The sequence below is a fragment of the Giesbergeria sinuosa genome (assembly GCF_042652905.1).
GTDB classification, from domain to species: domain Bacteria; phylum Pseudomonadota; class Gammaproteobacteria; order Burkholderiales; family Burkholderiaceae_C; genus Simplicispira; species Simplicispira sinuosa.
The window spans coordinates 323295-349776 of sequence record NZ_JBHSHJ010000001.1; the positions used below are offsets into that span (position 1 = coordinate 323295).

Genomic DNA, 26482 nt, shown 5'->3' on the forward strand with positions numbered 1-26482 from the left:
GCGATGTGTTTGGCTGTACCTGCCCGAGTTGTGCAATTGCCCGCCCCAGACCAAGCCGTGGTGGATTTGGATGGGGTGCGAAAAACCATCTCGCTGGCGATGGTGGACGATGTGGCCGTGGGCGACTATGTGATCGTGCATGTCGGCTTTGCCTTGCAAAAGCTGGATGTGGAAGAGGCCGAAGCCACACTGGCACTGTTGCGAGAAATCGGGGCTACGGTAGCCCCTGCCGCAGGGGCTGCGCCATGAAGTATGTGGATGATTTTCGTGACGGCCACATCGCCCAAGGACTGGCCCACGCCATTGCCCGCGAGGTGCAACCGGGCCGCCAGTATCGGCTGATGGAGTTTTGCGGCGGCCATACCCATGCCATCTCGCGCTATGGGCTGGTGGATTTGTTACCGCCCTCGATCCAACTGATCCACGGCCCCGGCTGCCCGGTGTGTGTGCTGCCGATTGGCCGCATTGACCAAGCTATTCGGCTGGCGTTAGAGCAGCAGGTGATTTTGTGCGCTTATGGCGACACGCTGCGCGTTCCAGCCTCGCACAAGTTATCTTTGCTGCGGGCCAAAGGTCAAGGGGCCGATGTGCGCATGGTGTATTCGCCGTTGGATGCGCTGCACATCGCCCGCCAACAGCCCGAGCGGCAGGTGGTGTTTTTAGCCATTGGCTTTGAAACCACCACCCCCCCCACCGCCGTGGCGGTGCTGCAAGCGCAGGCAGAAGGATTGAAAAACTTTTCGGTGCTGTGCAACCATGTGCTGACTCCGGCCGCCATGCACGCTATTTTGGCCGCCCCGGCGGGGGTGCAGATTGATGGGTTTGTCGGGCCAGCGCATGTGTCTACCGTGATTGGCAGCACGCCCTATATGCCGTTTGCGCGCGACTATGGCAAACCCGTGGTGATTGCTGGGTTTGAACCGTTGGATGTGTTGCGTGCCATTCAAATGCTGGTGGCACAAATCAACCAAGGTCGTGCGGAAGTAGAAAATCAATTCACCCGCGCCGTGACACCCGAAGGCAACCGCAAAGCGCAAGCCTTGGTGGAGCAGGTGTTTGAGTTGCGCCCGGCTTTTGACTGGCGCGGCTTGGGCACTTTGGCGCAATCGGCACTGCGCTTGCGCCCAGCTTGGGCGGCTTTTGATGCCGAACAGCGTTTTGCCGCCCCCTACCAGCCGGTGCCCGACCACAAAGCCTGCGAATGCGCAGCCATTTTGCGCGGTGAGAAGCGCCCGGAGCAATGCCGCATTTTTGCTACTGCCTGCACCCCCGAGCACCCGATAGGCTCGTGCATGGTGTCGTCGGAGGGGGCTTGTGCAGCCCATTACAGTTATGGACGGTTTCGTGGGGTGGCTGTGCCTAGCCTTGGCCCTGCCGCTTAAAAGGCGAGCTTTGCTCAAGCACCTCCACATACTCCTCCACGGCTTGGGTTTCGCGCTGCAAAAACTCGGCAATGGCCTCGGCAAAGCGCCGATTGGCTACCCAATGGGCAGAAAAGGTCTTGACCGGTAGCAGGCCGCGAGACATCTTGTGTTCGCCCTGCGCACCCCCCTCAAAAGAGGTGATGCCCCGCTCAATGCAATAAGCGATAGATTGGGCATAGCAGGTTTCAAAGTGCAGGCCCGGCACTGGCTCCACACAACCCCAATAGCGCCCATACAACACATCCGGCCCCCGAACATTCAAAGCGCAGGCTATGGGCATACCTTGGCGTTGCGCCAATACCAGCATCAAAGCATTTGGTGCTTGTTGGTGCAGACGGAGAAAAAACTCCAGCGACAAATAGGGCCGGCCCCCGTGGCGTTCATAGGTGTTTTGGTAGCAATGGTAAAAAAACTCCAGGGTCTTGGCGGTCAGTGCATGGCCCTCTAGCCATGCAAATGTGATGCCCGCCGCCTGCACTTTTTTGCGGTCTTGTTTGAATTTTTTCCGCTTCTCTTGCGCCATCGTTGCCAAAAAAGCATCCATGTCGGCATAGTTGGCATTGCGCCAATGGAACTGCACGTTCTCGCGCACCATAAAACCGGCCTCTTTGAGTGCAGTGAGGTCTTGTTCTGCTGGAAAAAGTACATGGATAGAAGAAGCCTGTGTCTGCTGTGCCAGCGCCATCAGCGCCTGGATCAACAAAGTCCGATGTGCTGGTTTACTCGCCAACAAGCGTGGGCCAGCTACCGGAGTGAAGGGCACCGACACCACCAGTTTGGGGTAGTAATCTAAGCCATGTTGGTGATAAGCCTGTGCCCAAGAGTGGTCAAAAACAAACTCACCGCGCGAATGGGTCTTGAGGTAGGCGGCCACCGCCCCTTGCAGCACCCCGTGCTCGCGCAATAGCACATGGCAGGGCGTCCAGCCCGTGTCTGGTTTGGCACAAGCGGTTTCTTGCAACAGGTGCAGAAAATGGTGCTGCGCAAAGGGGTGTTTATCGGCCAGAGCGTTCCACTCTGCTGCGGGCACTGCGTCCAGTGCGGGGGCAATTTCAATCTCTAGGGGCATGGCAGAACTCCAATCGGATGCACACAAAGGCTCTGGTGGCAGCAACTGCACGCCATTACTCCGTGTTTACCCGCAGATGATGCCCAGATACTGACGACACCGTGCAGCCATGCGCTATAAGCCTTGGGCCATTGATCCTAGGACAGCCCATGCCCCATGCCTCCACCCATTCCGCACCACCAGCGCATCCGCAAGCAGGCACCGGATTGGGTCTGGCCTTGGCACTGTCTTTGGCGGCAGTGGTGGCCTTGGGCATCACGCGGTTTTCTTACGGCCTGCTCTTGCCCCCTATGCGGGCCGATCTGGATTGGAGTTACTCGCTGGCCGGTCTGATGAATACCTTCAACGCTATTGGCTACCTGTTAGGCGCTTTGAGTACTCCGGCATTGATGCGGCGCTGGGGGCCGGGGCCGTTGCTGTTGTGGACGACGGCAATAGCCAGTGTTTGCATGGTGGTGGGGGGCTTATTTACGGCCTCAGGCGCCTTGTTGGGCCAGCGTCTGTTGGCAGGGGTGTTGAGTGCTTGGATTTTTACGGCTGGTGGGTTGTTGGCTGCACGCTTGAGCTTGCGTTGGCCGGGACACAGTGGCTTGTTGCTGGGCCTGTATTACGGTGGTGCTGGTTGGGGCATTGTGCTGTGCGCCTTGTCGGTGCCTGCGGCGCTGCACGTAGCCGGGCCACAGGCGCATCCGTGGATGTGGGCTTGGTGGATTTTGGGGGGGTGGGCTGGTGTGGCCACGCTGGTGTTGGTGCTGGCCCTGCGCGCTTTGCAGCGCCACGGTATAGAAACAGGCCCCAGTGCCCCACCTGGGCCCACCACCGCCAGCAGTGGAGTGGCTACTGCCGCCACCGTGCCTTGGCGGGCATTGGCCCCGGCGCTGCTGGGCTACAGCCTGTTTGGGGTGGGTTATATCGGTTACATGACGTTTGTGATTGCGCTGTTGCGGGCACAAGGCAATTCAGACAGCACTATCACCATTTTTTACAGCCTGCTCGGGGTGGCGGTGGTGGCATCGTCGCGCCTGTGGGCTGGCTTGCTCGATCGCCACCGCGACGGTCAGCCGTTGGCGCGACTCAATGCGTTGCTGGGGTGTGCCACCCTCTTGCCGGCCTTGACCAGTGCCTTGCCTGTTTTGGTGGTGTCGGGGCTGTTGTTTGGGGCCGTATTTTTGTCGGTAGTGGCTGCCACCACAGCTTTGGTGCGGCATAACCTGCCCCAAGCGCAATGGGCCAGTGGTATCAGTGGTTTCACCATTATCTTTGCTGTGGGGCAAATTGTGGGGCCCACCGTGGTGGGTTGGATTTCTGATGGGCCCGGTGGTTTGGCGCGTGGGCTGTTGTTCTCTGCGGGGGCACTGTGGCTAGGCGCACTGTTGGCATGGCGGCAAAAAGCCCTTTGAGGGCATGTGGCACGCCCAGCCCTGCTCATTCCTGCTCATCACTCCCCACCACTGCCTTGACCCCTGCCACACCCACATCTACCGTTGTGCTAACCACTGCCACACCAACTCCCACCGCAGTGGTAGCCACCGTGACGGCCGCCCCGGCTACCGTCACTACTGCACAGCCAGTGCAGCTGCACACAACCAGTAGCCCCCACAAGACAGTCCGCAAACAAGACAACTTTTCAAAAACGAGGTGCATGATGACAAACAAGCAGGGCAAGGCGAAAAAAGTGGGCGATCCACGCGTGCCCACGGGCTTTGCGTGTTCACCCCCAGTGGGGGCAGGTCTACGCAGGGCAGTCTAACGGCTGCCTGCATCCTTCCTTTATCCTGCAGGCTTTGCTGCCGGAAAAATGCCATGATCTCTCTTGTCTCCTCCGCCCTGGATTTGCAACAGGGTCGCATTGATCTGTCCCACGGTGCCGGAGGTCGGGCAATGGTGCAGTTGATCGGGCAATTGTTTGCCCCTGCCTTGCACAATGAGTTTCTGGCACAAGGCGACGATGGCGCTCGGCTGCCACTGTGCCACGGTCGGTTGGTCATGGCCACTGATGCCCATGTGGTCTCCCCCTTGTTTTTTCCAGGGGGCGATATTGGCTGCCTGTCGGTGCATGGCACGATCAACGATGTGGCAGTGATGGGAGCGCGCCCTTTGTATTTGACAGCAAGCTTTATTCTGGAAGAAGGATTGCCACTGTCTGATTTGGCGCGGGTGGTGGAGTCGATGGCTGCTGCCTCGCGTGCGGCGGGTGTGCCCATTGTGACGGGAGACACCAAAGTGGTGCAGCGCGGCAAAGCCGATGGTATTTTTATCACCACCACGGGTGTGGGCGTGCTGCGCGACGGCGCCGATGTGTCTGGTGCCTATGCCCAGCCTGGTGATGTGATACTGGTGTCTGGCCCCTTGGGCGACCACGGCATGGCCATCATGTCGGTGCGCGAGGGCTTGAGTTTTGATGCCCCTATTGTTTCTGATACAGCCGCATTGCATGGCTTGGTGTCAGATGTGCTCGATGCCGCCCCCGGCGTGCATGTGCTGCGCGACCCGACACGCGGTGGCCTGTCGGCCACACTCAATGAGATTGCCCACCAATCTGGGGTGGGCGTGGTGTTGCAAGAGGCGCAGATTCCGGTGCGCTCTGCGGTGGCGGCGGCTTGCGAGCTGTTGGGCCTAGACCCTTTGGACGTCGCCAATGAAGGGCGCTTGCTGGTGATAGTGCCAGCGGCCCAAGCCGATGCTGCTTTATCGGCCCTGCGCGCCCACCCCCTGGGCCGTGAGGCAGCCCGCATTGGCGATGTGGTGGCTGACGATCGCTATTTTGTGCAGATGCACACCCGTATGGGGGGGCAACGCATGGTCGATTGGTTGGCTGCCGAGGCCCTGCCCCGCATCTGTTGAGCAAGCTGTCTTGTCCCTGACACCAACAGTGCTGCCTTGCGCTTCTAAAATCCCCTTTTGCGATTGCCCGGCCTTGCCGGGTGCGCCGCCCCTTTAAGGTTCACCCCCATGAATGCTCCGACCGCGTTGACCGCCCTGATGGCGCAGTCCCCCGAACCCGTGCGATTGCGCGAGATTCCTTATAACTACACCAGCTTCTCTGACCGCGAAATCGTGATTCGCCTGTTGGGCGCACGCGCTTGGGAGGTGTTGCAACAACTGCGTGAAGAGCGCCACACGGGCCGTTCTGCCCGGATGCTCTACGAAGTGTTGGGCGACATCTGGGTGGTGCAGCGCAACCCCTACCTACAAGACGACTTGCTGGACAACCCCGACCGGCGCAAACTGCTGGTGCAAGCCTTGCAACACCGGCTGGGCGAAGTGCAAAAGCGCCGCAAGCCACAAGACGATGCTGCCCGCGACGCTTTGGTGGGTGAACTGCTGGAACTCGCCAGCACGGCCATTCGCCGCTTTGATGCCGCGTTTGACCAAATTGCCGAGCTGCGCCGCCAAACCCGGCGCACGCTGGGCCGCCTGACAGCCAAAGACAACATCAAGTTTGATGCCCTGAGCCGCGTCAGCCACGTTACCGATGCCACCGACTGGCGCGTTGAGTACCCCTTTGTCGTGCTCACCCCCGACACCGAGGCCGAAATGGCCGCCTTGGTCAAAGGCTGCATTGATTTGGGCATGACCATCATTCCCCGTGGGGGCGGCACGGGCTACACCGGCGGCGCGATTCCACTGACGTGGAAGAGCGTGGTCATCAACACCGAAAAGCTCGAAGCCATGACCGAGGTTGAGATGCGCAAGCTCCCCGGCATTGAGCGCGAGGTGGGCACCATCTGGACAGAAGCCGGTGTGGTGACGCAGCGCGTGGCCGATGCGGCTGAGCGGGCCGGGTTTGTGTTTGCGGTCGACCCGACCAGCGCCGAGGCCTCGTGCATTGGCGGCAACATCGCTATGAATGCCGGTGGCAAAAAAGCGGTACTGTGGGGTACGGCACTGGACAACTTGGCCAGCTGGCGCATGGTCACGCCCGATGCCCAATGGTTGGAAGTGGTGCGCCTAGACCACAATCTGGGCAAAATCCACGATGCTGAAGTCGCCAGCTTTGAGCTGAACTACTACGAAGCCGACGGTAAAACCTTCATCCGCACCGAGCGGCTGGACATTCCGGGCAAAACCTTCCGCAAAGAAGGGCTGGGCAAAGACGTCACGGACAAGTTCCTCAGCGGTTTGCCGGGCATCCAAAAAGAAGGCTGTGATGGCTTGATTACCAGCGCCCGTTGGGTGGTGCATCGGATGCCCGAGCACACCCGCACCGTTTGTTTAGAGTTCTTTGGCAACGCCAAAGATGCTGTGCCCAGCATTGTCGAGATCAAAGACTTCATGTTTGCCGAGCAAAAACGCTCGGGCGTGCTGCTGGCCGGTTTGGAGCATTTGGATGACCGCTATTTGAAAGCCGTGGGCTACACCACCAAGAGCAAAAAGCACGGTGGCCTGCCCAAAATGGTACTGTTTGGCGACATTGCCGGTGACAACGCCGACGATGTGGCTCGCGTCACCAGCGAAGTGGTACGCATTGCCAACTCGCGCAGCGGCGAAGGCTTTATCGCCATCAGCCCCGAAGCGCGCAAAAAGTTCTGGGCCGACCGCAAACGCACTGCCGCCATCAGCCGCCATACCAACGCCTTCAAAATCAACGAAGACGTGGTGATTCCGCTGCCGCGCATGGCCGAATACACCGATGGCATCGAGCGCATCAACATTGAACTGAGCCTGCGCAACAAGCTCAAGCTGGTGGATGAACTCGAAGCCTTCTTCTTGCGTGGCAATCTGCCGCTGGGCAAGCACGACGAAACCAGCGAAATCCCGGCAGCTGAGATGCTGGAAGACCGCGTGGCCCAAGCCTTGCAGGTGCTGGCCGAAGTGCGTGACCTGTGGCAAGGTTGGCTGCTCGAGGTGGAAGCCCTGTTCCCGCAATTGCAAGACCACCGCTTGCGCGCCAGTTGGAAAACCCAAATTCGCGCCCGGCTACAAGACATCTTTACCGGCGTGGCCTTCTTGCCGATTTTGGCCGAATGCAATGCTATCCACCAGCGCGTGCTCAAGGGCCGCGTGTGGGTAGCCTTGCACATGCACGCGGGCGATGGCAACGTCCATACCAATTTGCCGGTGAACAGCGACGACTATGAAATGCTGCAAGCCGCCCACGGTGCCGTCGAGCGCATCATGGTGTTGGCGCGCAGCTTGGATGGGGTGATTTCGGGCGAGCACGGTATTGGCATCACCAAGCTGGAGTTTTTGACCGAAAAAGAGCTGCAACCCTTTGCCCAATACAAGGCCAAGGTAGACCCCCAAGGGCGCTTTAACAAAGGCAAGCTGCTGCGCCCGCAAGACCAGCCCACCGCACCACCAAGCGGCAACGATGCCCTGAGCGAGCGCGTGGCCTTCTCGGACTTGACGCACGCCTACACCCCCAGCTTTGGCTTGATGGGGCATGAGTCGCTCATCATGCAGCAAAGCGACATCGGCGCGATTGCCGATTCGGTCAAAGACTGCCTGCGTTGTGGCAAGTGCAAGCCCGTGTGCAGCACCCATGTGCCACGCGCCAACCTGCTCTACAGCCCGCGCAACAAAATTTTGGCCACTTCGTTGCTGGTCGAAGCCTTTTTGTATGAAGAGCAAACGCGCCGCGGTGTCAGCATCAAGCACTGGCAAGAGTTTGAAGATGTGGCCGACCACTGCACGGTGTGCCACCGCTGCGAAAGCCCCTGCCCGGTCAAAATCGACTTTGGCGATGTGACCATGAACATGCGCAACCTGCTGCGCAAAATGGGCAAAAAGAGCTTCCGCCCCGGCAATGCGCTGGCGATGACCATGCTCAACGCTACCAACCCCGACACTATCAAGCTGTTGCGCAAGGGCATGGTGGATGTGGGCTTTAAAGCCCAACGCATGGCCGTGGATATGCTGCGCAAGGTGGGGCGCAAGCAAACCACCAAGCCCCCGGCCACGGTGGGCACTGCGCCGATTAAAGAGCAGGTGATCCATTTCGTGAACAAGAAGCTGCCCGGCGGCCTGCCCAAACAGACCGCCCGTGCGCTGCTGGACATCGAAAACAAAGATTACGTGCCCATCATCCGCAACCCCAAGGTCACCACCCCCGAGACCGAAGCGGTGTTCTACTTTCCGGGCTGTGGCTCGGAGCGCCTGTTCAGCCAGGTCGGGCTGGCGACGCAAGCTATGCTTTGGCACGCAGGGGTGCAAACCGTGTTGCCGCCGGGCTACCTGTGCTGTGGCTACCCACAGCGTGGCAGCGGCCAGTTTGACAAGGCCGAAAAGATGATCACCGACAACCGGGTGCTGTTCCATCGGGTTGCCAACACGCTCAACTACTTGGACATTAAAACCGTGGTGGTGAGCTGCGGCACTTGCTACGACCAGTTACAGAAGTACGAGTTCGAGCAGATTTTCCCGGGCTGCCGCATCATCGATATTCACGAATATCTGTTAGAAAAGGGCATCACCCTGCAAGGCAAGGGCGCTTATCTCTACCACGAACCCTGCCACAACCCGATGAAGCTGCAAGATTCGCTCAAAACCGTCAAAGCCTTGGTGGGGCCACAGGTGCTGAAAAGCGAGCGTTGCTGTGGTGAATCGGGCACGCTGGGTGTGACACGCCCCGATGTCTCGACCCAAGTGCGCTTCCGTAAGGAAGAGGAAATCCGCAAGGGCGAAACTGCACTGCGTGCCAGCGGTGCTGTGGGCGCGCAAGAGAATGTCAAAATCTTGACCAGTTGCCCCAGTTGCTTGCAAGGTCTGACCCGCTATGGCGACGACTTGCAAAATGGCCTGCTCGAAGCCGATTACATCGTGATCGAAATGGCCCGCGAAGTGCTGGGCGAAAACTGGTTGCCCGAGTATGTGGCCAAAGCCAATCAGGGCGGTATAGAAAGAGTATTGGTATGACCGAACGCGCCATGTCCACCGTCCCGCCTGCGCGGCCCCCAGTGTTTCAGCCCGGCTGTGCGCTGTGCAGCCAAGATGGGGGGACGGTGGTCTGGCGCAACGAGCGTTTGCGCGTGATTCGCGCCGATGAGCCGGGTTTTCCGGCGTTTTACCGGGTGGTGTGGAACTCGCACCTGCCCGAACTGTCTGATTTATCCACCTTTGAGCGCCTGCATTGCCTAGAGGTGGTGACTACGGTGGAGCGCACGCTGCGCCAGCAGTTGCAGCCCACCAAGATCAATCTGGCCGCATTGGGCAATATGGTGCCGCACCTGCATTGGCATGTGATTGCCCGCTTTGATTGGGACAGCCATTTTCCCGCCCCCATCTGGGCCGCCGCGCAGCGCGAGCGGGCGCTAGAGCAGGAAGAAGCCGTGCGGGCGCGATTGCCTGAGATCGAAGCCGTGCTGCGGATTCAACTGCCGCTGGCTTGAGCCAGCCCACGGACTGATGGCCGTCCTGTGGGCCAGATGCCGATCAGCAAATCATAAACAGCACCACCTGCCCAGACTGGCCCGCTTTCTCATACAGCGCGGCAATCTGGCCCAAGGTGTCGGCCAATTGTTGCGGGTGCTCTTGCAAATAGTGGCCGTGGTAGAGGTTGTCGTAATCCAGCGCCTCTAGGGCTGACTGCAAATCTTCGGCAGATATGTCTTGAAGCTGATGGGCCATCAGCGGGACACGGGCCTCTGGCACCCAGAAAGCACTCTCACAGCAGGCCAGTGCAATGTCGTGCTCGCCCATCACATAGGCAATATCGAGTGCATCGCAAAGGGCATTGATGCCATGCCAGTGGTCGCCGATATCTAGCACCAAGGGTTGCGGTTGGCCCGGCAGTTCACCACGCACCCAGGCACATAAGTCCTGTTGGCCCGCCAAATGCTGGTGCAGCACCTCGGTGGGTACGACCACAAACTCTCCGGCAATACTCATTGGACGATCCTTAGAAAAATACGGCTCAAGCGGGTGCCGTGGGGCTGCGCACAAAACCATAACTCTGCGCTAGTGCTGCGGCTTGCACTGGCTGTGGTTCCCATTGCCATTGTTCCAGGGCGTCCGCCAGCATTCCCACGTCTTGGGTATGCACTAGCCCTAGGCCTAAACCTGTTGCCAAATAAACTTTGCCCTCTTCATCGATCAGGCAGGCTTGCGGTTGGGCCAAACGCCCAGTGTGGCTGCGCACGGTCAGATCGGGTTGTAGACGCCACACCCACGGGGTGTGTTCTAGCTCCACATAGACGCGCTGTGGCCCGTTCTGAAAGAACCATTGCCCCAAAGCGTCGGCTTCGTAATTGCGGCCAATGAATTCGATGAGCTTGTCGTGTTGCAAGAGTGAGCCTTTGCTCTGCGGGAATGGGCCTAGGGCTTGGGTGGCATCATCGCGCATGAACCAGCGCCCACGCGCATCCAATCCTAACCAACCATAACAGTGGGGCACATGGGGCCATTTGGCCAAGGCTTGTTGAACAATGTCATCCATGCCGCCATTCTGCACCGAGTGCAGAGGGCGGTATCAAGGACACCACAGTGCCAATCACCAGCAACGTGGGGGGCTTGATGCCATAGCGGCGGGCCGTGGCGTCCAATGCGGCCACGGTGGTGGTGTAAATGGCCTGTTGCGGCCAAGTGGCTTTGTAGATCAGGGCTGCTGGAGTGTCTGCGGGCAGCCCTGCCGCTTGCAACTCGCGGGCAATGGTGGCTAGCCCGGTAATGCCCATATAGATCACGACTGTTTGGTGCGGTTGCGCCAGTGTTTGCCAGTTTAGGTCTACCGTGTGGTCTTTGAGGTGCCCAGTGACAAAGATGCAGCTTTGCGCATGGTCGCGGTGCGTGAGCGGAAAACCAAAGCTGGCCCCGGCCCCCAAAGCGGCGGTGATACCGGGCACGATTTCGACTGGAATCTGCTGTTGTAACAGCACGTCCATTTCTTCGCCGCCCCGGCCAAAAACGAAGGGGTCACCACCCTTGAGCCGCACCACGCGCAAGCCTTGGCGGGCCAAATCGACCAGCAACTGGCAAATTTCTTCTTGGGCCAGCGTGTGGTTGCCAGCCGATTTGCCAACATAAATGCGCTGCGCCTGCGCTGGCACCAAATCGACAATGCCGGGGCCAACCAGATTGTCATAAACCACCACTTCGGCCTGTTGCAAGCGCCGCCAAGCGCGCAGCGTGAGCAGTTCCAAATCGCCCGGCCCTGCCCCGACCAGCGATACCGTGCCCCGTGCTTGTTCTGACAGCACGGGCATCATGCCGCTGGCCCTTGGTGAAATACCAGCTCCTGCACTGGCTGCCCACCCACCAAGTGCTGCGCAATGATGCGATCCATGTTGTCGGAAGTGACGTTGTAATACCACGTGCCATCGGGTTGTACACACATCACTGGGCCGCCTTTACAGGCCGCAAAGCAACTGACCCGGCTGCGCTTGACGCGCAAATCGCCCTTGTCTAGCCCAGCGGCCTTGAATTTGTCGCCCAAGCTATCAAACAGGGCTTGTGCGGCCCCATCTTGGGTGCAGCGTGGGCCGGTACACACCAGCAGGTGGCGGCGATAGTCACCGATTTTGGGTTTCTCTACGCTCTCAGTGTTCATGCTTCTTCCTCAGCGGTATCGGTGCTGGCAAGCTCAGAAATCGGCTCCAACAAAGTGGCGCGAATATAGTCGGCGGGCAGCCGGTATTGTTGCGCCAGGGTCTCGATGGCTGTGCCCTCAGCGTATTGCGCCTGCACAGTCTCTAACCAGCCTAGCAGCCCAGTAGACAGCGAACGGCCACGTTTTTCGCCATCGCGCGTTTGGCCGTTTTGTTCCAGATCGTATTTGTTGGCGTAGCCACGCGGCGTGACCATCAGGCCGTGGCGGACAATGGTATTGCTGTTGCCAATCAGCACGGTGCTGAGCATACCGATGTCGGCTTCGGCCATTTGGTCTAGCGTGGTAAAGATGATGCTCTCGCGGCGGCGGTAGGCACTTTTGACGATAGCCACTGGGGTATCGGGGCGGCGGTGGCGCAAAAACAGGCGCTGGGCCTCGACAATCTGCCGGGTGCGGCGGCCACTTTTAGGGTTGTAGAGGGCTACGACAAAATCGGCCATCGCCACGGCGTCGAGCCGCCGGGCAATGGTGGGCCAAGGCGTAAGCAAGTCCGACAAAGAGATGGCGCAAAAATCGTGCGTCAGGGGGGCACCCACCAGCGCGGCACAGCTGTTGAGCGCCGAGGCTCCCGGAATGATCTCTACCTGCACGGGGTCATCGGGTGTCCAACCGGCTTGAAACAGCACCTCGTAAGTCGGCCCAGCCATGCCATACACGCCCGCATCGCCGGAAGAAATCAGCGCCACCTTTTTGCCTTGACGAGCGGCTTCCAGCGCCGTCACGGCCCGGTCTAGCTCTTCGGTCATGCTTTTGCGAATGACTTCTTTGCCGTCGAGCAAATCGGCCACCAGCTTGATATAGGTGACATAGCCAATCACCGTATCGGCCTCGATGATGGCCTCGCGGGCGCGGGCCGTCATGTGGTCGGCACTGCCGGGGCCAATGCCGACCAGCATGATTTTGCCCGCCGTGGCCGGTGCCGTAGTGGTGTCTGGGGTGAGGGAGGGGGTCATGCGGGAGGGGCTTTCTGGGGGCATGGAGGGCAACATAGGAGGGTGCAGGCGGGCGATAGACACCGTGGCATTTTTGCCATCGGCACCGCGCCATTTGTGTTTTTCGAGACACAAGGCATGGATGGGGGCGGGCTGACCTGCCGTACCTGCGGCCAGCAAGGCTGCCGCCTCACTGACCGAGGGCGTGCCGGTGTAACGCAACACCGTGGCACTCGGGTTGGGCACCGGCACGGGGGCCAATACAGCGGCGGGGTAGAAATGGATAGTGCAGCCCCATTGCTGCGCCAAAGCGTGCAGACAAGGCTCGTCGGCCTTCAGATCAACACTGGCTAAGGCCACCACATGGCCCGCTTGAGCCCCCACCCGGTGCAGTGCTTGGGCCACCGCTTCTTGCAGGGTGGCAAAAGAAGTGCCCCGGTCACAGCCTAAGCCTAGCACCAGTGCCGCAGCAGAATTGGGGGGCATCATGGTGTGGCCCCGGTGGCGCATGCTTCGTACAGTGGAGGGCGGTACACCACCAGCCGCTCGGCCCATTGCTGCCATTGCGCGGGGGTAATATTGGCATGGGTAATCCACAGCACGGCCCGGTGATGTTCGGGTCGCACTTGGTCAAAACGCTCCAGCAGTTCAATATGGGCGGGCAGTGGCGTGGGGCGTGTCCACCAATCGCGGCTACCGGCTTCTTGCACCACGGCAATCGGTTCGCCATTGACCACATGGGCCGAAACACGGGTGATGTTGATTTTGGGCGCTTCAACGCGCCAACCCAAATGGCGGCCCAGAATATCCACCGGAATGGTTTTGCCCACATCCGACGCCGTGGTTAGTACCGCTGTTGCCCCCATCAGGTCAGCAACGCGCTCGCTCATGGCATTGGCCCCGCCCACATGGCCCGACAGCAGCGGAATGACAAACTGCCCCGCATCGTCCACCACGGTGATGCCGGGGTCTTCGTCCTTGCTTTTCAGGTGTGGCGCAATCAAGCGCACCACCGCCCCCAGCGAGACAAAAAACACGATCTGGTCGTACTCGGCAAACAGCCGCGCTATTTCATCGCGCAAAGCGCCTTCGTAGGGATACACCGGCTGGGGCAGGTGGGCAAAGGCGGCGGCAAACTTGCTGGCGGTGCAAATATGGGCTTCGGGCAAGTCTTGCGCCAGCCGGGCTGCCAGTGCGGCCCCATGTTTGGTAATGGCTACTATGCCAATACGGGGTTGGTCTTTGGCAGGCGCAGACAGTACCACCTGTGTAGAAGTTTTATGGCTCATGCGGGCAACTCCGGGGAGGTTTTCTTCAGGCAACCTTTGATGCGCTCGCCACGCACCCGGTGTGGGTTTTTCACGATCAGCAGTGACAAATAGCTCACTTTGCTGCCACGCAAGGCCAGCAACTCGGTACCGGATAAATGGCGCTCATCGAGCGCACCTACACGTTCAATAAAGTGGGCACCGGCCAATAGTTCTTGGCGCTCCAGCCAGTCCAACAGTTCATCGAGCAGGGGTTTGATTTTCATCAGCACCAGCGTGTCAAAGTCGGGCAGCAGCCGATCTACTGCACTGACACCATAGGCCGCGGGCACAATAGCCACGGTGTCGTCTTGTTCAGCAAAAGGCTTGCCCACCTTGGCACAGGCCGCGGTAAAGGAGTTGACGCCCGCAATCACTTGCACGGGCACCTGCGCATCCAAGCCACACACCGTGCGCGCCAAATGGCCAAAGGTGGCGTAGGTGCTGGCGTCGCCCTCGACCAAAAACAACACATCCCGCCCCGCTTGCAACCAAGGCAGCACCGTCTGCGCCGCCTTGACCCAAGCGCGGCCTAGCTTTTCGGCATCGTGGGTCATGGGGAACAGCAGTTGCGCGTGCTCAGCCGGTGGGGCCAGTTCTGCCCGCTGTGCAATATCGAGCGCATAACTGGGGGTTTTGCCACTGCGTGCTGGATAGACCCAGATGGTGTCGCGGCGTTGCAAGGCGGCCCAAGCCGCACGGGTGATGAGGCCCGGATCGCCAGGGCCGAGCGAGATGCCCCACAAGGTGCCTCGGCCCATTGCAGAGATTTCAGTCATGTTTGGCTTCCTCAGATGTAACTTGTGCGCAAACCAGCCAGACCGGGTTTTCTGCCGCCATGCGGTGCATCTGCAAAATAGGCTTGCTACGGGCGGCCTGCAATTGCAGAACATCCCACGCCACGTTGGCCGCAGATTCCAGCGTTTGGATGGCGGTGCTCAGGTTTTCCAGCGTGACAAAATTCATCACCAAGCGCCCGCCGGGGCGCAGGCGGCGCAGCACCAAGGCGATGAGTTCGGCCAGCTCACCGCCAGAGCCGCCGATAAACACCGCATCAGGGTCGGGCCAGTGCTCTAAGCCTTGCGGGGCTTTGCCCCAGTGCAGGCTGTAGTTGCTTACGGCAAAGGCAGCATGGTTGCGCCCGGCAATAGCGTGGTCGGCCTCGTTTTTCTCGATGGCATAGACATGGCCGCGTGGGCACAGCCGTGCTGCCTCTAACCCGACCGAACCTGATCCGGCACCAATATCCCACACCACGCTGTTGGCGCGCAATTGCAGCCGCGCCAAACTGACGGCGCGCACTTCCTGCTTGGTAATCAAGCCCTTGTCGGGCTGGCGCTGCTGGTAGGCGGTATCTTCCAGCCCTAAAAGCACTGGTTCGGGTGGCAGCCGCGTGCGCCACAGCAGCACCACATTGAGCGGGGCAAATGGCATCTGGGCCGCCTCCTCTGGCGAGAGCTCGGCCAATACCCGCTCGGTGGGTTGCAGCAGGTTCTCGGCCACGGCCATCTGAAAGTCGTCACCCAAGCCTTCGGCCAGCAGCAAGCGGGCGATACGGTCTGGGCTGTTAGCCGGGCTGGTGAGCACCAACAAACGCTGGTGCGCGCGCACCGCTTGCGCCAGTGCATACAGGCCATGCGTGGGAGTGCTACCGCGCACCCATTCCCCGGCATCTTGGCTATGCACCGAAACAATCCGTGCATCCTGCCATGCCAGCCCGATGCGGGCACAAGCCCATTGCAGGGTGGACAAGTTGGGCAGGATCTCCAACGCTTGTATACACAAATGCTGCGCCAAAAATGGTGCAATGCCGTGGCACAGAGGGTCGCCCGTAGCCAGCACCACACAGCTCTGGTGGGCTTGGCGGGCATTGCGCACCCAGTCCGGCACGGTGCGGAGTTGGCCGGTCAGGTCGTGCAGCACAGCACCGGGCTTCAATTCTTGCGCCAACAGGGCCAAGGTGCGGGTGCCACCAATCACCACATCGGCGCTGCGCACATGGGCCAAAGCGGTGGTGTTTAGACTGGCGATACCGTCGTCGAGCACGCCAATCACGCGGCAGGGGTTGGGGTCTTTGTCGCGGGGTTGCATCAGGTGTCCAAAGTCAAAGGGGTAGCGGCGCACAGCACATCGGCTACCTTGTTGCCAGAAAAATCACACACCAGCACCCGCAACTGAAAAGCGTTGCCGTAGCGCCCAGAGGCCGTCAGGGTGTGGATGGCGCTTTGCGCCAATGCGCGGTGGAATGGCTCGCCCAAGCCCCGCTCGACCATCAGTTCAGCGCCAAAACGGGCGGTTTCGGCTTGGGCAATGGCTTGGCAGTCGGCCTCGCTGGCCCCCACTTGGCGGGCAATACGGGCCACCAAATCGGTATCGACCTCGGCGCGATTGGCGTGGGTGATGGTCTCACCTTGGGCCATTTTGGTCAGTTTGCCCACCATCACGCCCAACACCACCAGCGGTATGCCTTGCGCCACCACCTCGTCCAAGGCGTAGCGCAAAAAGTCGCCCATCTGGACAAAACAGGCCGCAGGCAATCCGGGCTGTTCGCGGCGCAGTTCGGTCATGGCAAAGCTCTCGGTGCGCCCGCCAGTGGTCAGGGCCACCATGCCATGCCCCAGCGTGGCCGCTACCCGAACGCCCTGCACCACACTGGCCCGCCATGCGGCGGTGGAGTAGGGTTTGACGATGCCGGTGGTGCCCAAAATGCTGATGCCGCCCAAAATGCCGAGGCGCGCATTGGTGGTTTTTTTGGCCATTTGTTCGCCACCGGGCACGCTGATCGTCACTTGGAGCCCATGTGTGGCCAGCAAATGGGGGGCGGCTTCGCGCAGATTGTCCAGAATGTTTTGTCGGGGCACTGGGTTGATGGCTGGGCCGCCTACTTCCAGCCCCAAGCCCGGCATGGTCACGGTGCCCACACCTTCACCAGCGCAATACACCACGCTGCCGGGCTGGTTGGGCAGCAGGCGCACATCCACTGTCAGGTGGGCACCATCGGTGCAGTCGGGGTCATCGCCCGCAAACTTGACCACCACGGCATGGGCGCTGTGGGCGTCACAGTGGCCCTCTTGCACGGCAAACCGAACACGGTTGCCATTGGGCAAGAGGCTTTCTATCTCCGTGGGCACCGCGCCACTGACCAGCCCCACCACGGCGGCCCGTGCTGCTGCTGCCGAGCAGGCTCCGGTGGTAAAGCCGGTGCGCGTACCGCGCGGGGTACTTTTTTCCATCACCCCACCCTTATGCGTTGGCAGCGAGTTGTGCCTTTTGCTGCGCTTCGGCCAGCGCCAGCAGGGCGTGCAAGGCGGCCACCACCAAGGTAGAGCCACCCTTGCGGCCGCGAATCACCATCCACGGCACCTCGTTTTGCAGCGCAATCAGGTCTTTCGACTCCGCCGCTGCCACAAACCCAACCGGCATCCCGACCACCAACGCAGGCCGCACGCCTTCTTCTTGAATCAAGCGGGCCAATTCGATCAAGGCCGTGGGTGCATTGCCAATGCCGACGATGGCCCCTTGCAGCAAGCCTTGGCGATGGGCTTTGCGCATGGCCTGTACGGCACGGGTGGTGTCTTGGGCTTGGGCTTGGGCAATCACATCCGCATCGCTGATGAATTGGTGGGTTTTTATGCCAAAGTGGGCCAAACGCGGTGCTGACAGCCCGGAGCAGATCATCTCGACATCGGCCACCACGGGCGTGCCACCGCGCAATATGGCTGCCACCCCTGCGGCCACTGCCTGTGGGTGGAAATCGGTCAGGCCATTAAAGTCAAAATCGGCATTGGCATGGATCATGCGCCGCACAATCGGCCACTGCGCATCGGTGTAGGCGTGGGGGCCGACTTCGGCATCAATGATGGCAAAGCTGTCGTGCTCAATCACTTGCCCGGCGCGGGTGAGCTGTTCGGTCACGGTGTTGATGGTGCTCATGCCAAGGCTCCTTCCAGTGCGCCATGCAGATGCACCACCGCGGGGGCAGCGTGGGTGTGTTCATGGGAATGGCCGTGGCCCATGTCGTGGGCAATGTCACGGAAGCTGCAACCATCGCAGGCCATCTTGCTCTCTGGGGTGCCTGCTTGCAGGTCGGTCACCCGTTGCTCCAGCAAGGCAAAAATTTCTGGCTCAAAGCCAAAATGCGTGCCACAGACAAAACGCAGTTGCGGGTACTGCGCGCGCAGGTGTTCTACTTGGCGGTGGATGCGTTGCATCAGCGTGCCGGTATACAGGTAATAGGGCAACACCACCACCTGCTTGATGCCAATCAGTGCTTGGCGCTGCACTACGCGCTCCAAGCGCGGAAAGGTGATGCCGGTAAAGGCCAGATCGACCATTTCATGGTCGCCCGCCTCTTGCAACCAGCGGGCCATTTTGGCCATATCGCCATTGGCGGCCCGGTCGGACGAGCCGCGCCCCAGCAGCACCACGCCCGTGGTGGTGGGGTCGGGCATATCGAGGGCGCTCATCGCTTGGCGCAAGCGTCGCTTCAAAATTGCCAGAATGGGGTCACAGGCACTCAGGTGGGGTGCGTACAAGAACTCCACTTGCGGCGCATGGGCACGGGCGTGTTCAATGGCTTCGGGTATTTCCATCTTCACATGCCCAGCCGCATTCAGAATCAATGGCAGCACCAGCACGCGCTTGGCCCCTTGGGTGGCCGCCAACAGGCCATCGTGCAAAGAGGGCGGTGCAAACTCAATAAAGCAAACTTCGATGCGCCACTGAGGGCAACGCGCACGCCATTGCGCGGCAAAGGCCAAAATCTCTTGGTTGCCTGAGGCTTCGCGCGAGCCGTGGCCCACGAGCAAAATGGTGTCAGATGGGGCGCTCACAGCGTAGCCTTTCGAAAACGGTGGGTAAATGCAGGGTCGTAGAGCTTGGAGCGGGCCAGTGTTTCCCAATCACGCGCGCCCAAGGTGGGGCTGGCCACGATCATGGCTTGGCTGACGATGCCCGCCTCGCGGCAGCGTTGGCGGATGTCGGCCAAGGTGCCACGCACTATCTTTTCCTCGTGCGGCCAACTGGCTTTGTGTACCACCAGCATCGGCGCATCTTCGGGCCAGCCCGCAGCACGCAGTCCCGCTTGCACCTTGTGCAGCAGCGTGATGGACAAGAAAATGCACAAGGTGGTGCGGTGGGCCGCCAGTGAGGCCAAATCTTCTCCGGGTGGCATGGGCGTGCGGCCCTCTACGCGGGTCAGGATCACGCTTTGCGTGACTTCGGGCAGGGTCATGGATTCGCCCGCCGCTGCCATCGCGGCCATCGCCGAAGAAACGCCCGGCACCACCGCCCAGGCAATGCCCGCCGCATTCAAGGGGCGGGTCATTTCGATCAATGCGCCGTACAGGCCCGGATCGCCAGTTTGCAGCCGCACTACGGTGGCATGTTGTTGTGCTTGGGCTATCAGCCATGCCGTCATCTCTTCTAAGGTCATGTCCTTGGAATCACGAATCAGGCAGTTGGGGGGCGTATATTGGGTGGCGGCTTGGTCTACCAAAGAACCAGCAAACAGCACAGCCCCCGCTTGGGCCAATAGGTTGCGCCCCTTGATGGTGATGAGTTCTGGGTCGCCGGGGCCAGCCCCAACAAACCAGATTTTTCCTGAAGACGAACAAGGATTCATGGGATTGACTCTGTTGACATAATGGGGTGGCCGCAGTGCAGGGCCGCCAACACCGCGTCCACACTGCGCGCAATCGGGTGTTCTGGCACCAGCCCTCGTTTGGCCAAAGCGGTGTGCAAACGCATGGCAGTGGGTAGCGGTTGGGCAGCGGCAGACAGTGCCTCGCTGTGCTGTGCCAGCGCCGTGGCGGCAAACGAGCCTACGCAACGGCCTGCGGCCATTAGGTGGATGTCATCGGCCCAGTGGTAGGCAAAATCCATATCGTGCGATGTCAGCACCACCGTCACACCTTGGGCGTGTAGGCGATCGAGTAGCGCGGCCAGTTCGGTCTGCATGGGCATATCCAGCCCAGCCATCGGCTCATCGAGCAGCAAGGCGCGGGGCTGCATTGCCAGCACTCCGGCAATACACACCCGTTTTTTCTGACCAAAGCTGAGTTCATGCACTGGTCGGTTTGCATGGGTGGCCATGCCCACGGCCTCCAGTGCCTGCGCTACGCGCTGGCGCACTGTGGCCTCATCCAGCCCCAGATTGAGCGGCCCAAAAGACACATCTTCATAGACATGGGCCGAGAACAACTGCCGGTCGGGGTTCTGAAACACCATGCCTACCTGTTGGCGCACCGCCAACAAGCCACGCCGTCCGTAGTCGATACGGGCACCATCCATATAAACCGCCCCCGTTACTGGGCGCAGCAAACCGTTGAGGTGTTGCAGCAGCGTGGTCTTGCCGGAGCCGTTCGGCCCCAAAATGGCATGGCGACCAGCACGGCGCAGGCTCATCGAGCACGCTTGCAGGCCGGGGCGGCCATCGGGGTAGTGGTAGTCCACCTGCCGCAGTTCAAACAGGGCACTCATGGCAAATACCTCACGAGCAGCAACAGCCCCAGCCCGGCCACCACGCCAATGGCGGTGTCGCGGCGGGCATGGGCAAACACCGGCATCACAAAATGCAAGCGGCCATCGCTACAGCGGGCATCGGCGGCCCACTGCAAACCCCGCGCCCGCAGCGCCACCTGTGCCGCTAAATTAGCCACTAGCAGCCCCAGTGAGCGCAAAGCACGGCCTCGGTTGCTAAAGCCTAACCTGGCTGTTTGGGCAGCCACGGTGTCGTGGCAGGCCTCAGAGAAGACAAAAATCAGCCGATAGCACAGCACCATCAGGTCGAGCAGAATGTCGGGCAGCCGCAGCTGGCGTAGCAGTGCAATCAGGTGCGCCAATGGTGTGGTGAGCACCAGCGTCAACAGTGCCGCTAGCGCCGCCACCGAGCGCGCGGTCACCATCGCCACATCCGATAACGCATGGGGCGCAATATGCCAAGCCAGTGCCCCTGGTGGCTCCCACACCACCGAGACCAGCAAGGAAGCACCCGACAACAGCAAAAAACCCAACGGCCCTGCTGCCACCCGGATGTAGCAACGCCAAGGCACCCCGGCCCCACGCCACACTAGCAGCACACAAACCAAGGCCACCCCCAAAGCGGCACTGGGGGTGCGCGCTACATAGGCGGCCAACAGCGCAGCCAAGGTAAAAATAGCCTTGGCGCGGGGGGTAACGTGGCTCCAGTGGTTGTGGTGGGCGGCTCGTTCAATCCACACGGCCTGCTGCCTGTGGGGGCGTGGTATCCGCTGGGGCTTGGCGTAGTTTTTCCCGGGTGACAGAAGCGCCCAGCCAATAACCAATCACCCCAGCCCCCAATGCGGCTTGCAACGCAAACAACAGGGAGGCGATCTCGCCACTGGCAGGCTCGATCAGTGGCGCAAACCATGCTTGGTAGTCTGGTGCGATGGTCTGAATCAGGTTTTGTGCCTCGGCATCGGCACCGCCAAAGGCTTCAGTGCCGGGGGCTGGAGCAGGCACCCACCACAAAGGAAAAACCGACAGCAGCAGCACCGCAGCCCAAATCAACCAGTTTGACTTTTTCATGCCTGCCCCTTGGTGGGTTGCAGCAGGTGCATACCACGCATCTCATCTTGGTTAAAACGCTGCAAGGCGTTCATCACCAGCACGGTGAGCAAGCCTTCACTGATGGCTAAAGGAATTTGGGTCAGGGCAAAAATGCCGCCAAACTTGGTCAGAGAGCCTGCAAAACCACCCACCGGATCAGGAAAGGCCCACGCCAATTGCACCGAAGTGGTCAGGTAGGTGGACAAATCACCCAGGCATGCAGCCAGAAACACCCCCAACGCCAAAGAACAGCCCAGTGCCTTGGCTAGCCGAAACACCGCATAGGCGCAAAACGGCCCGACGATGCCCATAGCAAATAAGTTGGCTCCTAGTGTGGTCAGGCCGCCGTGCGCCAGCAGCAGGGCTTGAAACAACAACACCACCAAAGCGATGGGCACCATAGCCCCAGGGCCAAACAGCAACGCCCCCAAGCCAACGCCGGTTGGATGCGAGCAACTGCCCGTGACCGAGGGCAACTTGAGTGCCGAGAGCAAAAAACTGAAAGCCGCCGCCACGCCTAACAACATCCGTTGTTCTGGGTGCTGGCGAATATCGCGGCGCATGGCGTGCAAGCCATAGGCCAAGAAAGGCGCAGAGGCGATAGACCAGCCCAGCGCGTGCTCCAGTGGAAGAAAGCCTTCCATGATGTGCATTCGAATCCTCCCGTCGAATGGTTCATAAAAACACCATGCGGGGGCGATCAAAGCACACAAGCACTCCAGTAGGGCCGGAGTGCGATTGCAGGCAGTTTTCCCGTCACCCCGGGGAATGGTGCTGACATTTTTCGGGCCGGTCTTCTGGCTCGCCATCATCCTTGTCCGCGCCTTCCCATGTTTGGTAACACAGTGGCATGTGCGGGGTCGTCTGGCTTACAGCAGCGGGGGCTGCGCCGGAATGGCTGCACTGCTGTGCAACGTCACCGGCTTCCCGTTTAACGCAAACACCCTCAGAAGGAGTTTGCGCACCCGAAAGTCGGGCATTCTACAGGCTCAAGCGCCAATGGCTCCTGTAGCGCGCAACTGCGCACGTTGTGCTGCATCCAGCCCCCACTCCTGCAATACCTCGTCGGTATGTTGGCCCAAGGCCGGAGGGGCACTGCGGTAGCGCACCGGAGTGGCGCTCAGGCGCATGGGGTTGGCTACCCCCGCCACCTGTGCAATGCCATCGCCTGCATAGCGCGGCAGGTTGATACGCAAGCCACGGGCCTGCACCTGTGGATCGTCAAAGGCTTGGGCAATGGTGTTGATGGGGCCACAAGGCACCGCCTTGTCTTCGAGCAAAGCGACCCATTCCGCGGTGGTGCGGGTTTGCATCACTGGCACCAACAACTCCAGCAGTGCCGCCCGGTGGCGTACCCGTGCTGTGTTGCTGGCAAAACGTGCATCCTGTGCCCATTGTGGTTGGCCAATGGCAGCACAAAAGCGGGCAAACTGGCCATCGTTGCCAATGGCCAGCAGCACGTTGCCATCGCTGCTGCGAAAGTCTTGGTAAGGGGCCAGGCTCGGATGGATATTGCCTCCCCGGCCAGGTGCTTGGCCGGTTGCCAAAAAACCTGCTGCTTGGTTGGCTAACGTTGCCATGCCCACATCGAGCAAGGCCATGTCGATGTGCTGCCCTAGCCCGGTGGTGTGGCGGGCCTGTAGTGCGGCCAAGATGGCGTTGCTGGCATACAGGCCGGTGAAAATATCGATCACGGCCACCCCTACACGCAGCGGGCCACCACCGGGCTGGGCGTCTGCGTGGCCGGTGATGCTCATCAGGCCGCACAGAGCCTGCACCATCAAGTCGTAACCGGCGCGTTCGGCATAGGGGCCATCCTGCCCAAAACCCGTGATGGAGCAATAAATCAGGCGGGGGTTCAGGGCTTGGAGGCTGTCGACATCGAGGCCATACTGCTGCAAGCCGCCCACCTTGAAGTTTTCTACCAATACATCGGCCTGTTGGGCCATGCGGCGCAGCAAGGCTTGCCCCTCTGGGTGGGCCATATCGATGGTGATAGAACGCTTATTGCGGTTGCAGGCGGTAAAGTAGCTTGCTTGATCGGTGTCGTTGCCATCCACATCCTGCAAGAAAGGCGGCCCCCAGTGGCGGGTGTCATCACCCACGCCGGGGCGCTCCACCTTGACCACGTCGGCGCCCAGATCGGCCAGCATCTGTGTACACCAAGGCCCGGCCAGCACCCGCGATAGATCTAGCACTTTGATACCGGCCAAAGCACCCGCTGGAGTGGTGGCGGCGCAGGGGAAATCGGCAGTATTCATCAGACTATCCAGCCTCAAAAAACAAGGGAAAAGCCCCGCAGAGCGCACGGCACTGCGGGGCAGGAGTCACCGTGGCAAGTGTGGGTTAATTAGCAAAGGCGGCAATGCCGGTTTGGGCACGGCCCAAAATCAGGGCGTGGATGTCGTGGGTGCCTTCGTAAGTGTTGACCACTTCCAAATTGACCAAGTGGCGGGCCACACCAAATTCGTCGCTGATGCCATTGCCGCCCATCATGTCGCGGGCCAAGCGGGCAATGTCCAATGCCTTGCCGCAACTGTTGCGCTTGATGAGTGAGGTGACTTCCACCACGTTTTGGTGTTCATCTTTCATGCGGCCCACGCGCAGACAGGCTTGCAGGCCGAGGGTGATTTCGGTTTGCATGTCGGCCAGTTTTTTCTGGATGAGCTGGTTGGCGGCCAAGGGGCGGCCAAATTGTTTGCGATCCAGGGTGTATTGGCGGGCCATCTGCCAGCAAAACTCTGCGGCCCCCAGCGCCCCCCAAGCAATGCCAAAGCGGGCGCTATTGAGGCAGGTGAACGGGCCTTTGAGGCCGCGCACTTCAGGAAAGGCGTTTTCTTCGGGCACAAACACGCTGTCCATGACGATTTCGCCGGTGATAGAGGTGCGCAAGCCCACCTTGCCGTGGATGGCTGGAGCCGATAGACCCTTCCAGCCCTTTTCGAGGATAAAGCCGCGAATGGGGCCGACAGCGCCGCCTTCGGAGACCTCTTTGGCCCAGACCACAAATACATCGGCCACCGGGCTGTTGGTGATCCACATTTTGGCGCCAGTGAGCTGATAGCCACCCGGCACCTTTTGCGCACGGGTCACCATGCTGTTGGGGTCGGAGCCGTGGTCGGGTTCGGTCAGGCCAAAGCAGCCGATGTATTCACCGCTGGCCAGTTTGGGCAGGTATTTTTGCTTTTGCGCTTCGGTGCCAAACTCATAGATGGGCACCATCACCAGCGAGCTTTGCACGCTTGCCATAGAGCGGTAGCCCGAATCAACGCGTTCAATTTCGCGGGCAATCAGGCCATAGCTGACGTAATTGAGGCCGGGGCCGCCGTATTGCTCGGGGATGGTAGGGCCCAGCAGACCCAACTCGCCCATCTCACGGAAGATGCTGCTGTCCATCTTTTCGTGGCGGAAGGATTCAAGCACACGCGGGGCCAGCTTGTCTTGGCAATAGGCGGCAGCGGCATCGCGCACCATGCGCTCATCATCGGTCAATTGCTGGTCGAGCAAAAAAGGGTCGTTCCATTGAAAGTTGCTGGCCATGGGTGTCTCCTGAAAAATAGAATGTGCCGGTTTTGCATGAATAACTGGCAGGCACCAGATAGTAGCTTTGGAGATAACCAACAAGCAAACGAGAATGTGGCATCCAGTTATGAGTATTGATCATATTTTTTATGCGCCGTACCTTGCCATCCACCCAAGCCTTGGCCTGCTTTGAAGCCGCTGCCCGCCACGAAAGTTACACCCGTGCTGCCCAAGAGCTGGCCCTGACGCAAAGCGCGGTGTCGCGGCAAATTTTGGCTTTGGAGGATTTTTTGGGTGTGGCGCTGTTTCGGCGCACGCGCCACGGTGTCGCTTTGACCCCCGCAGGCAACCATTACGCCCGCCAAGTTGCCCAACGGTTGCAGGCGTTGGAGCGCGACACCTTGGACATCATGGCGCACCAAGGCCACGGCGGTGCTTTGTCTCTGGCTGCCGTGCCCACCTTTGCCACACGTTGGCTCATTCCGCGGTTGCCCCAATTGGCCGCCCTGCACCCCGACATCGTGGTGCATATCGATACGCGCACGCGCCCTTTTTTGTTTGCCGACACGGGCTTGGACGCTGCCCTCTACGCGGGCACCCCCGAGCAGGTGGCGCAGTGGCCGGGCATCCAAGCGCAATTGCTGTTGCACGAAGATGTGCTGCCAGTATGCAGCCCACGCCTGTTAGAAGTCGCTGCCCAGCGGGGGCTGGGGCGGGCCTACCAGCCAGTAGCGCCGCAAGCCCTGACACAACTGCCACTGTTGCAGCAGAGCACCCGCCCTTATGGCTGGCGGCAGTGGTTTGAGGCGATGGGAATTGAGGCCCCCCATGCACTGGATGGCCCCCGCTATGAGTTGTTCTCGATGCTGGCAATGGCTGCTACCCACGGCTTGGGGGTGGCATTGATACCCCCGCTGCTGATTGAGGCGGAACTGGCCTGTGGCGAACTGGTGGTGGCCTGCGCCCAACCGCTGCGTGGTGAGCGGGCCTATTATTTGGTCTACCCGGCACCCACACCAGCCCCCTCGCCGGTGTTGGTGGCGTTCAGTGCTTGGCTGGGGGCCGTGGCTGCACAGGCTGCAATGGCCAGCACCACCAGACCGGGGTAAAGA

The 26482-nt window shown here is 60.4% G+C and carries 27 protein-coding genes, 1 pseudogene and 1 riboswitch; of the genes and pseudogenes, 7 read left to right on the forward strand and 21 right to left on the reverse strand.

What is annotated here, in order from left to right:
* The first annotated feature begins 3 nt into the window (after nt 1-3).
* On the forward strand, nt 4-249 hold the full coding sequence (locus tag ACFO6X_RS01435; protein ID WP_382429308.1) for a HypC/HybG/HupF family hydrogenase formation chaperone: 246 nt from the start codon (nt 4-6) through the stop codon (nt 247-249).
* Nucleotides 246-1382, forward strand: a complete 1137-nt coding sequence (gene hypD / locus ACFO6X_RS01440) for a hydrogenase formation protein HypD (RefSeq protein ID WP_382429310.1) — start codon at nt 246-248, stop codon at nt 1380-1382. The genes ACFO6X_RS01435 and hypD overlap by 4 nt, the downstream gene beginning before the upstream one ends.
* On the opposite strand, the gene ACFO6X_RS01445 is transcribed toward hypD, so the two are convergent.
* Nucleotides 1360-2493, reverse strand: coding sequence for a GNAT family N-acetyltransferase (locus tag ACFO6X_RS01445; RefSeq protein WP_382429312.1), 1134 nt, complete (start codon nt 2491-2493; stop codon nt 1360-1362). The two genes, hypD and ACFO6X_RS01445, sit on opposite strands and share 23 nt — an antisense overlap.
* 149 nt (nt 2494-2642) lie before the next feature.
* On the opposite strand from ACFO6X_RS01445, the gene ACFO6X_RS01450 reads away from it, so the two are divergent.
* Entirely contained in the window at nt 2643-3893 is a 1251-nt protein-coding gene (locus ACFO6X_RS01450) for a YbfB/YjiJ family MFS transporter (RefSeq protein ID WP_382429314.1), read from the forward strand.
* 25 nt (nt 3894-3918) lie between these two features.
* Here ACFO6X_RS01450 and ACFO6X_RS01455 read toward each other — a convergent pair whose 3' ends face one another.
* Nucleotides 3919-4137, reverse strand: coding sequence for a hypothetical protein (locus ACFO6X_RS01455; RefSeq protein ID WP_382429316.1), 219 nt, complete (start codon nt 4135-4137; stop codon nt 3919-3921).
* Nucleotides 4138-4296: 159 nt separating this feature from the next.
* On the opposite strand from ACFO6X_RS01455, the gene hypE reads away from it, so the two are divergent.
* From hypE to ACFO6X_RS01470, 3 genes are all read left to right on the forward strand, one after another.
* Complete coding sequence (hypE, locus tag ACFO6X_RS01460; RefSeq protein ID WP_382429318.1) at nt 4297-5337, forward strand: hydrogenase expression/formation protein HypE; 1041 nt, start codon at nt 4297-4299, stop codon at nt 5335-5337.
* Between the two features lie 108 nt (nt 5338-5445).
* The gene (locus tag ACFO6X_RS01465; RefSeq protein WP_382429319.1) at nt 5446-9351 is read left to right on the forward strand and encodes a DUF3683 domain-containing protein; all 3906 of its coding nucleotides are present in this window, start codon (nt 5446-5448) and stop codon (nt 9349-9351) included.
* Entirely contained in the window at nt 9348-9824 is a 477-nt protein-coding gene (locus ACFO6X_RS01470) for an HIT family protein (protein WP_382429321.1), read from the forward strand. The genes ACFO6X_RS01465 and ACFO6X_RS01470 overlap by 4 nt, the downstream gene beginning before the upstream one ends.
* 43 nt (nt 9825-9867) lie before the next feature.
* Here the strand turns inward: ACFO6X_RS01470 and ACFO6X_RS01475 are convergent, their stop codons facing one another.
* The 19 genes and pseudogenes from ACFO6X_RS01475 to ACFO6X_RS01565 all read right to left on the reverse strand — a co-directional run bounded on the left by ACFO6X_RS01475 (nt 9868) and on the right by ACFO6X_RS01565 (nt 25388).
* On the reverse strand, nt 9868-10323 hold the full coding sequence (locus ACFO6X_RS01475) for a DUF1877 family protein (protein WP_382429323.1): 456 nt from the start codon (nt 10321-10323) through the stop codon (nt 9868-9870).
* A 25-nt stretch (nt 10324-10348) separates the two neighbouring features.
* Complete coding sequence (locus tag ACFO6X_RS01480) at nt 10349-10870, reverse strand: DUF2946 family protein (protein ID WP_382429325.1); 522 nt, start codon at nt 10868-10870, stop codon at nt 10349-10351.
* Nucleotides 10863-11639, reverse strand: a complete 777-nt coding sequence (gene cobA, locus ACFO6X_RS01485; protein WP_382429327.1) for a uroporphyrinogen-III C-methyltransferase — start codon at nt 11637-11639, stop codon at nt 10863-10865. The genes ACFO6X_RS01480 and cobA overlap by 8 nt, the downstream gene beginning before the upstream one ends.
* Nucleotides 11636-11980, reverse strand: a complete 345-nt coding sequence (locus ACFO6X_RS01490) for a (2Fe-2S) ferredoxin domain-containing protein (RefSeq protein WP_382429329.1) — start codon at nt 11978-11980, stop codon at nt 11636-11638. The genes cobA and ACFO6X_RS01490 overlap by 4 nt, the downstream gene beginning before the upstream one ends.
* Entirely contained in the window at nt 11977-12993 is a 1017-nt protein-coding gene (gene cobJ / locus ACFO6X_RS01495; protein ID WP_382429781.1) for a precorrin-3B C(17)-methyltransferase, read from the reverse strand. Before cobJ ends, ACFO6X_RS01490 begins: the two co-directional genes overlap by 4 nt.
* 63 nt (nt 12994-13056) lie before the next feature.
* Nucleotides 13057-13536: pseudogene (locus tag ACFO6X_RS01500) on the reverse strand (cobalamin biosynthesis protein); the annotation flags it as partial.
* Nucleotides 13458-14261 (reverse strand): cobalamin biosynthesis central domain-containing protein, encoded by an 804-nt coding sequence (locus tag ACFO6X_RS01505; protein ID WP_382429331.1) that lies wholly within the window; start codon nt 14259-14261, stop codon nt 13458-13460. The gene ACFO6X_RS01505 and the pseudogene ACFO6X_RS01500, both read right to left, overlap by 79 nt.
* Nucleotides 14258-15058 carry a precorrin-2 C(20)-methyltransferase gene (gene cobI, locus ACFO6X_RS01510; RefSeq protein ID WP_382429333.1) on the reverse strand — a complete coding sequence of 267 codons (801 nt, stop codon included), beginning with the start codon at nt 15056-15058 and terminating at the stop codon, nt 14258-14260. The genes ACFO6X_RS01505 and cobI overlap by 4 nt, the downstream gene beginning before the upstream one ends.
* Nucleotides 15051-16370, reverse strand: coding sequence for a precorrin-6y C5,15-methyltransferase (decarboxylating) subunit CbiE (gene cbiE, locus ACFO6X_RS01515; protein WP_382429335.1), 1320 nt, complete (start codon nt 16368-16370; stop codon nt 15051-15053). The genes cobI and cbiE overlap by 8 nt, the downstream gene beginning before the upstream one ends.
* Nucleotides 16370-17512: a cobalt-precorrin-5B (C(1))-methyltransferase gene (locus ACFO6X_RS01520; protein WP_382429337.1), complete on the reverse strand. Its 1143-nt coding sequence runs from the start codon at nt 17510-17512 to the stop codon at nt 16370-16372. The genes cbiE and ACFO6X_RS01520 overlap by 1 nt, the downstream gene beginning before the upstream one ends.
* A gap of 10 nt (nt 17513-17522) precedes the next feature.
* Nucleotides 17523-18212, reverse strand: coding sequence for a precorrin-8X methylmutase (locus tag ACFO6X_RS01525; RefSeq protein ID WP_382429339.1), 690 nt, complete (start codon nt 18210-18212; stop codon nt 17523-17525).
* Complete coding sequence (locus ACFO6X_RS01530) at nt 18209-19111, reverse strand: sirohydrochlorin chelatase (RefSeq protein WP_382429341.1); 903 nt, start codon at nt 19109-19111, stop codon at nt 18209-18211. The genes ACFO6X_RS01525 and ACFO6X_RS01530 overlap by 4 nt, the downstream gene beginning before the upstream one ends.
* A complete protein-coding gene (gene cobM / locus ACFO6X_RS01535) occupies nt 19108-19902 on the reverse strand; it encodes a precorrin-4 C(11)-methyltransferase (RefSeq protein ID WP_382429343.1) in 795 nt (264 codons plus the stop codon). The genes ACFO6X_RS01530 and cobM overlap by 4 nt, the downstream gene beginning before the upstream one ends.
* The gene (locus ACFO6X_RS01540; RefSeq protein WP_382429345.1) at nt 19899-20759 is read right to left on the reverse strand and encodes an energy-coupling factor ABC transporter ATP-binding protein; all 861 of its coding nucleotides are present in this window, start codon (nt 20757-20759) and stop codon (nt 19899-19901) included. Before ACFO6X_RS01540 ends, cobM begins: the two co-directional genes overlap by 4 nt.
* Nucleotides 20756-21499, reverse strand: coding sequence for a cobalt ECF transporter T component CbiQ (cbiQ, locus tag ACFO6X_RS01545; RefSeq protein ID WP_382429347.1), 744 nt, complete (start codon nt 21497-21499; stop codon nt 20756-20758). The genes ACFO6X_RS01540 and cbiQ overlap by 4 nt, the downstream gene beginning before the upstream one ends.
* The gene (locus ACFO6X_RS01550; RefSeq protein WP_382429349.1) at nt 21489-21827 is read right to left on the reverse strand and encodes an energy-coupling factor ABC transporter substrate-binding protein; all 339 of its coding nucleotides are present in this window, start codon (nt 21825-21827) and stop codon (nt 21489-21491) included. The genes cbiQ and ACFO6X_RS01550 overlap by 11 nt, the downstream gene beginning before the upstream one ends.
* Nucleotides 21824-22492 carry an energy-coupling factor ABC transporter permease gene (locus ACFO6X_RS01555; RefSeq protein WP_382429351.1) on the reverse strand — a complete coding sequence of 223 codons (669 nt, stop codon included), beginning with the start codon at nt 22490-22492 and terminating at the stop codon, nt 21824-21826. Before ACFO6X_RS01555 ends, ACFO6X_RS01550 begins: the two co-directional genes overlap by 4 nt.
* A 126-nt stretch (nt 22493-22618) precedes the next feature.
* A riboswitch (cobalamin riboswitch) is annotated at nt 22619-22832 on the reverse strand.
* A gap of 5 nt (nt 22833-22837) precedes the next feature.
* Entirely contained in the window at nt 22838-24109 is a 1272-nt protein-coding gene (locus ACFO6X_RS01560; protein WP_382429353.1) for a CaiB/BaiF CoA transferase family protein, read from the reverse strand.
* Nucleotides 24110-24194: 85 nt separating this feature from the next.
* On the reverse strand, nt 24195-25388 hold the full coding sequence (locus ACFO6X_RS01565) for an acyl-CoA dehydrogenase (RefSeq protein WP_382429355.1): 1194 nt from the start codon (nt 25386-25388) through the stop codon (nt 24195-24197).
* 131 nt (nt 25389-25519) lie between these two features.
* Here ACFO6X_RS01565 and ACFO6X_RS01570 point away from each other — a divergent pair, with 131 nt between their 5' ends.
* The gene (locus tag ACFO6X_RS01570) at nt 25520-26479 is read left to right on the forward strand and encodes a LysR family transcriptional regulator (protein ID WP_382429357.1); all 960 of its coding nucleotides are present in this window, start codon (nt 25520-25522) and stop codon (nt 26477-26479) included.
* Nucleotides 26480-26482: the final 3 nt, after the last annotated feature.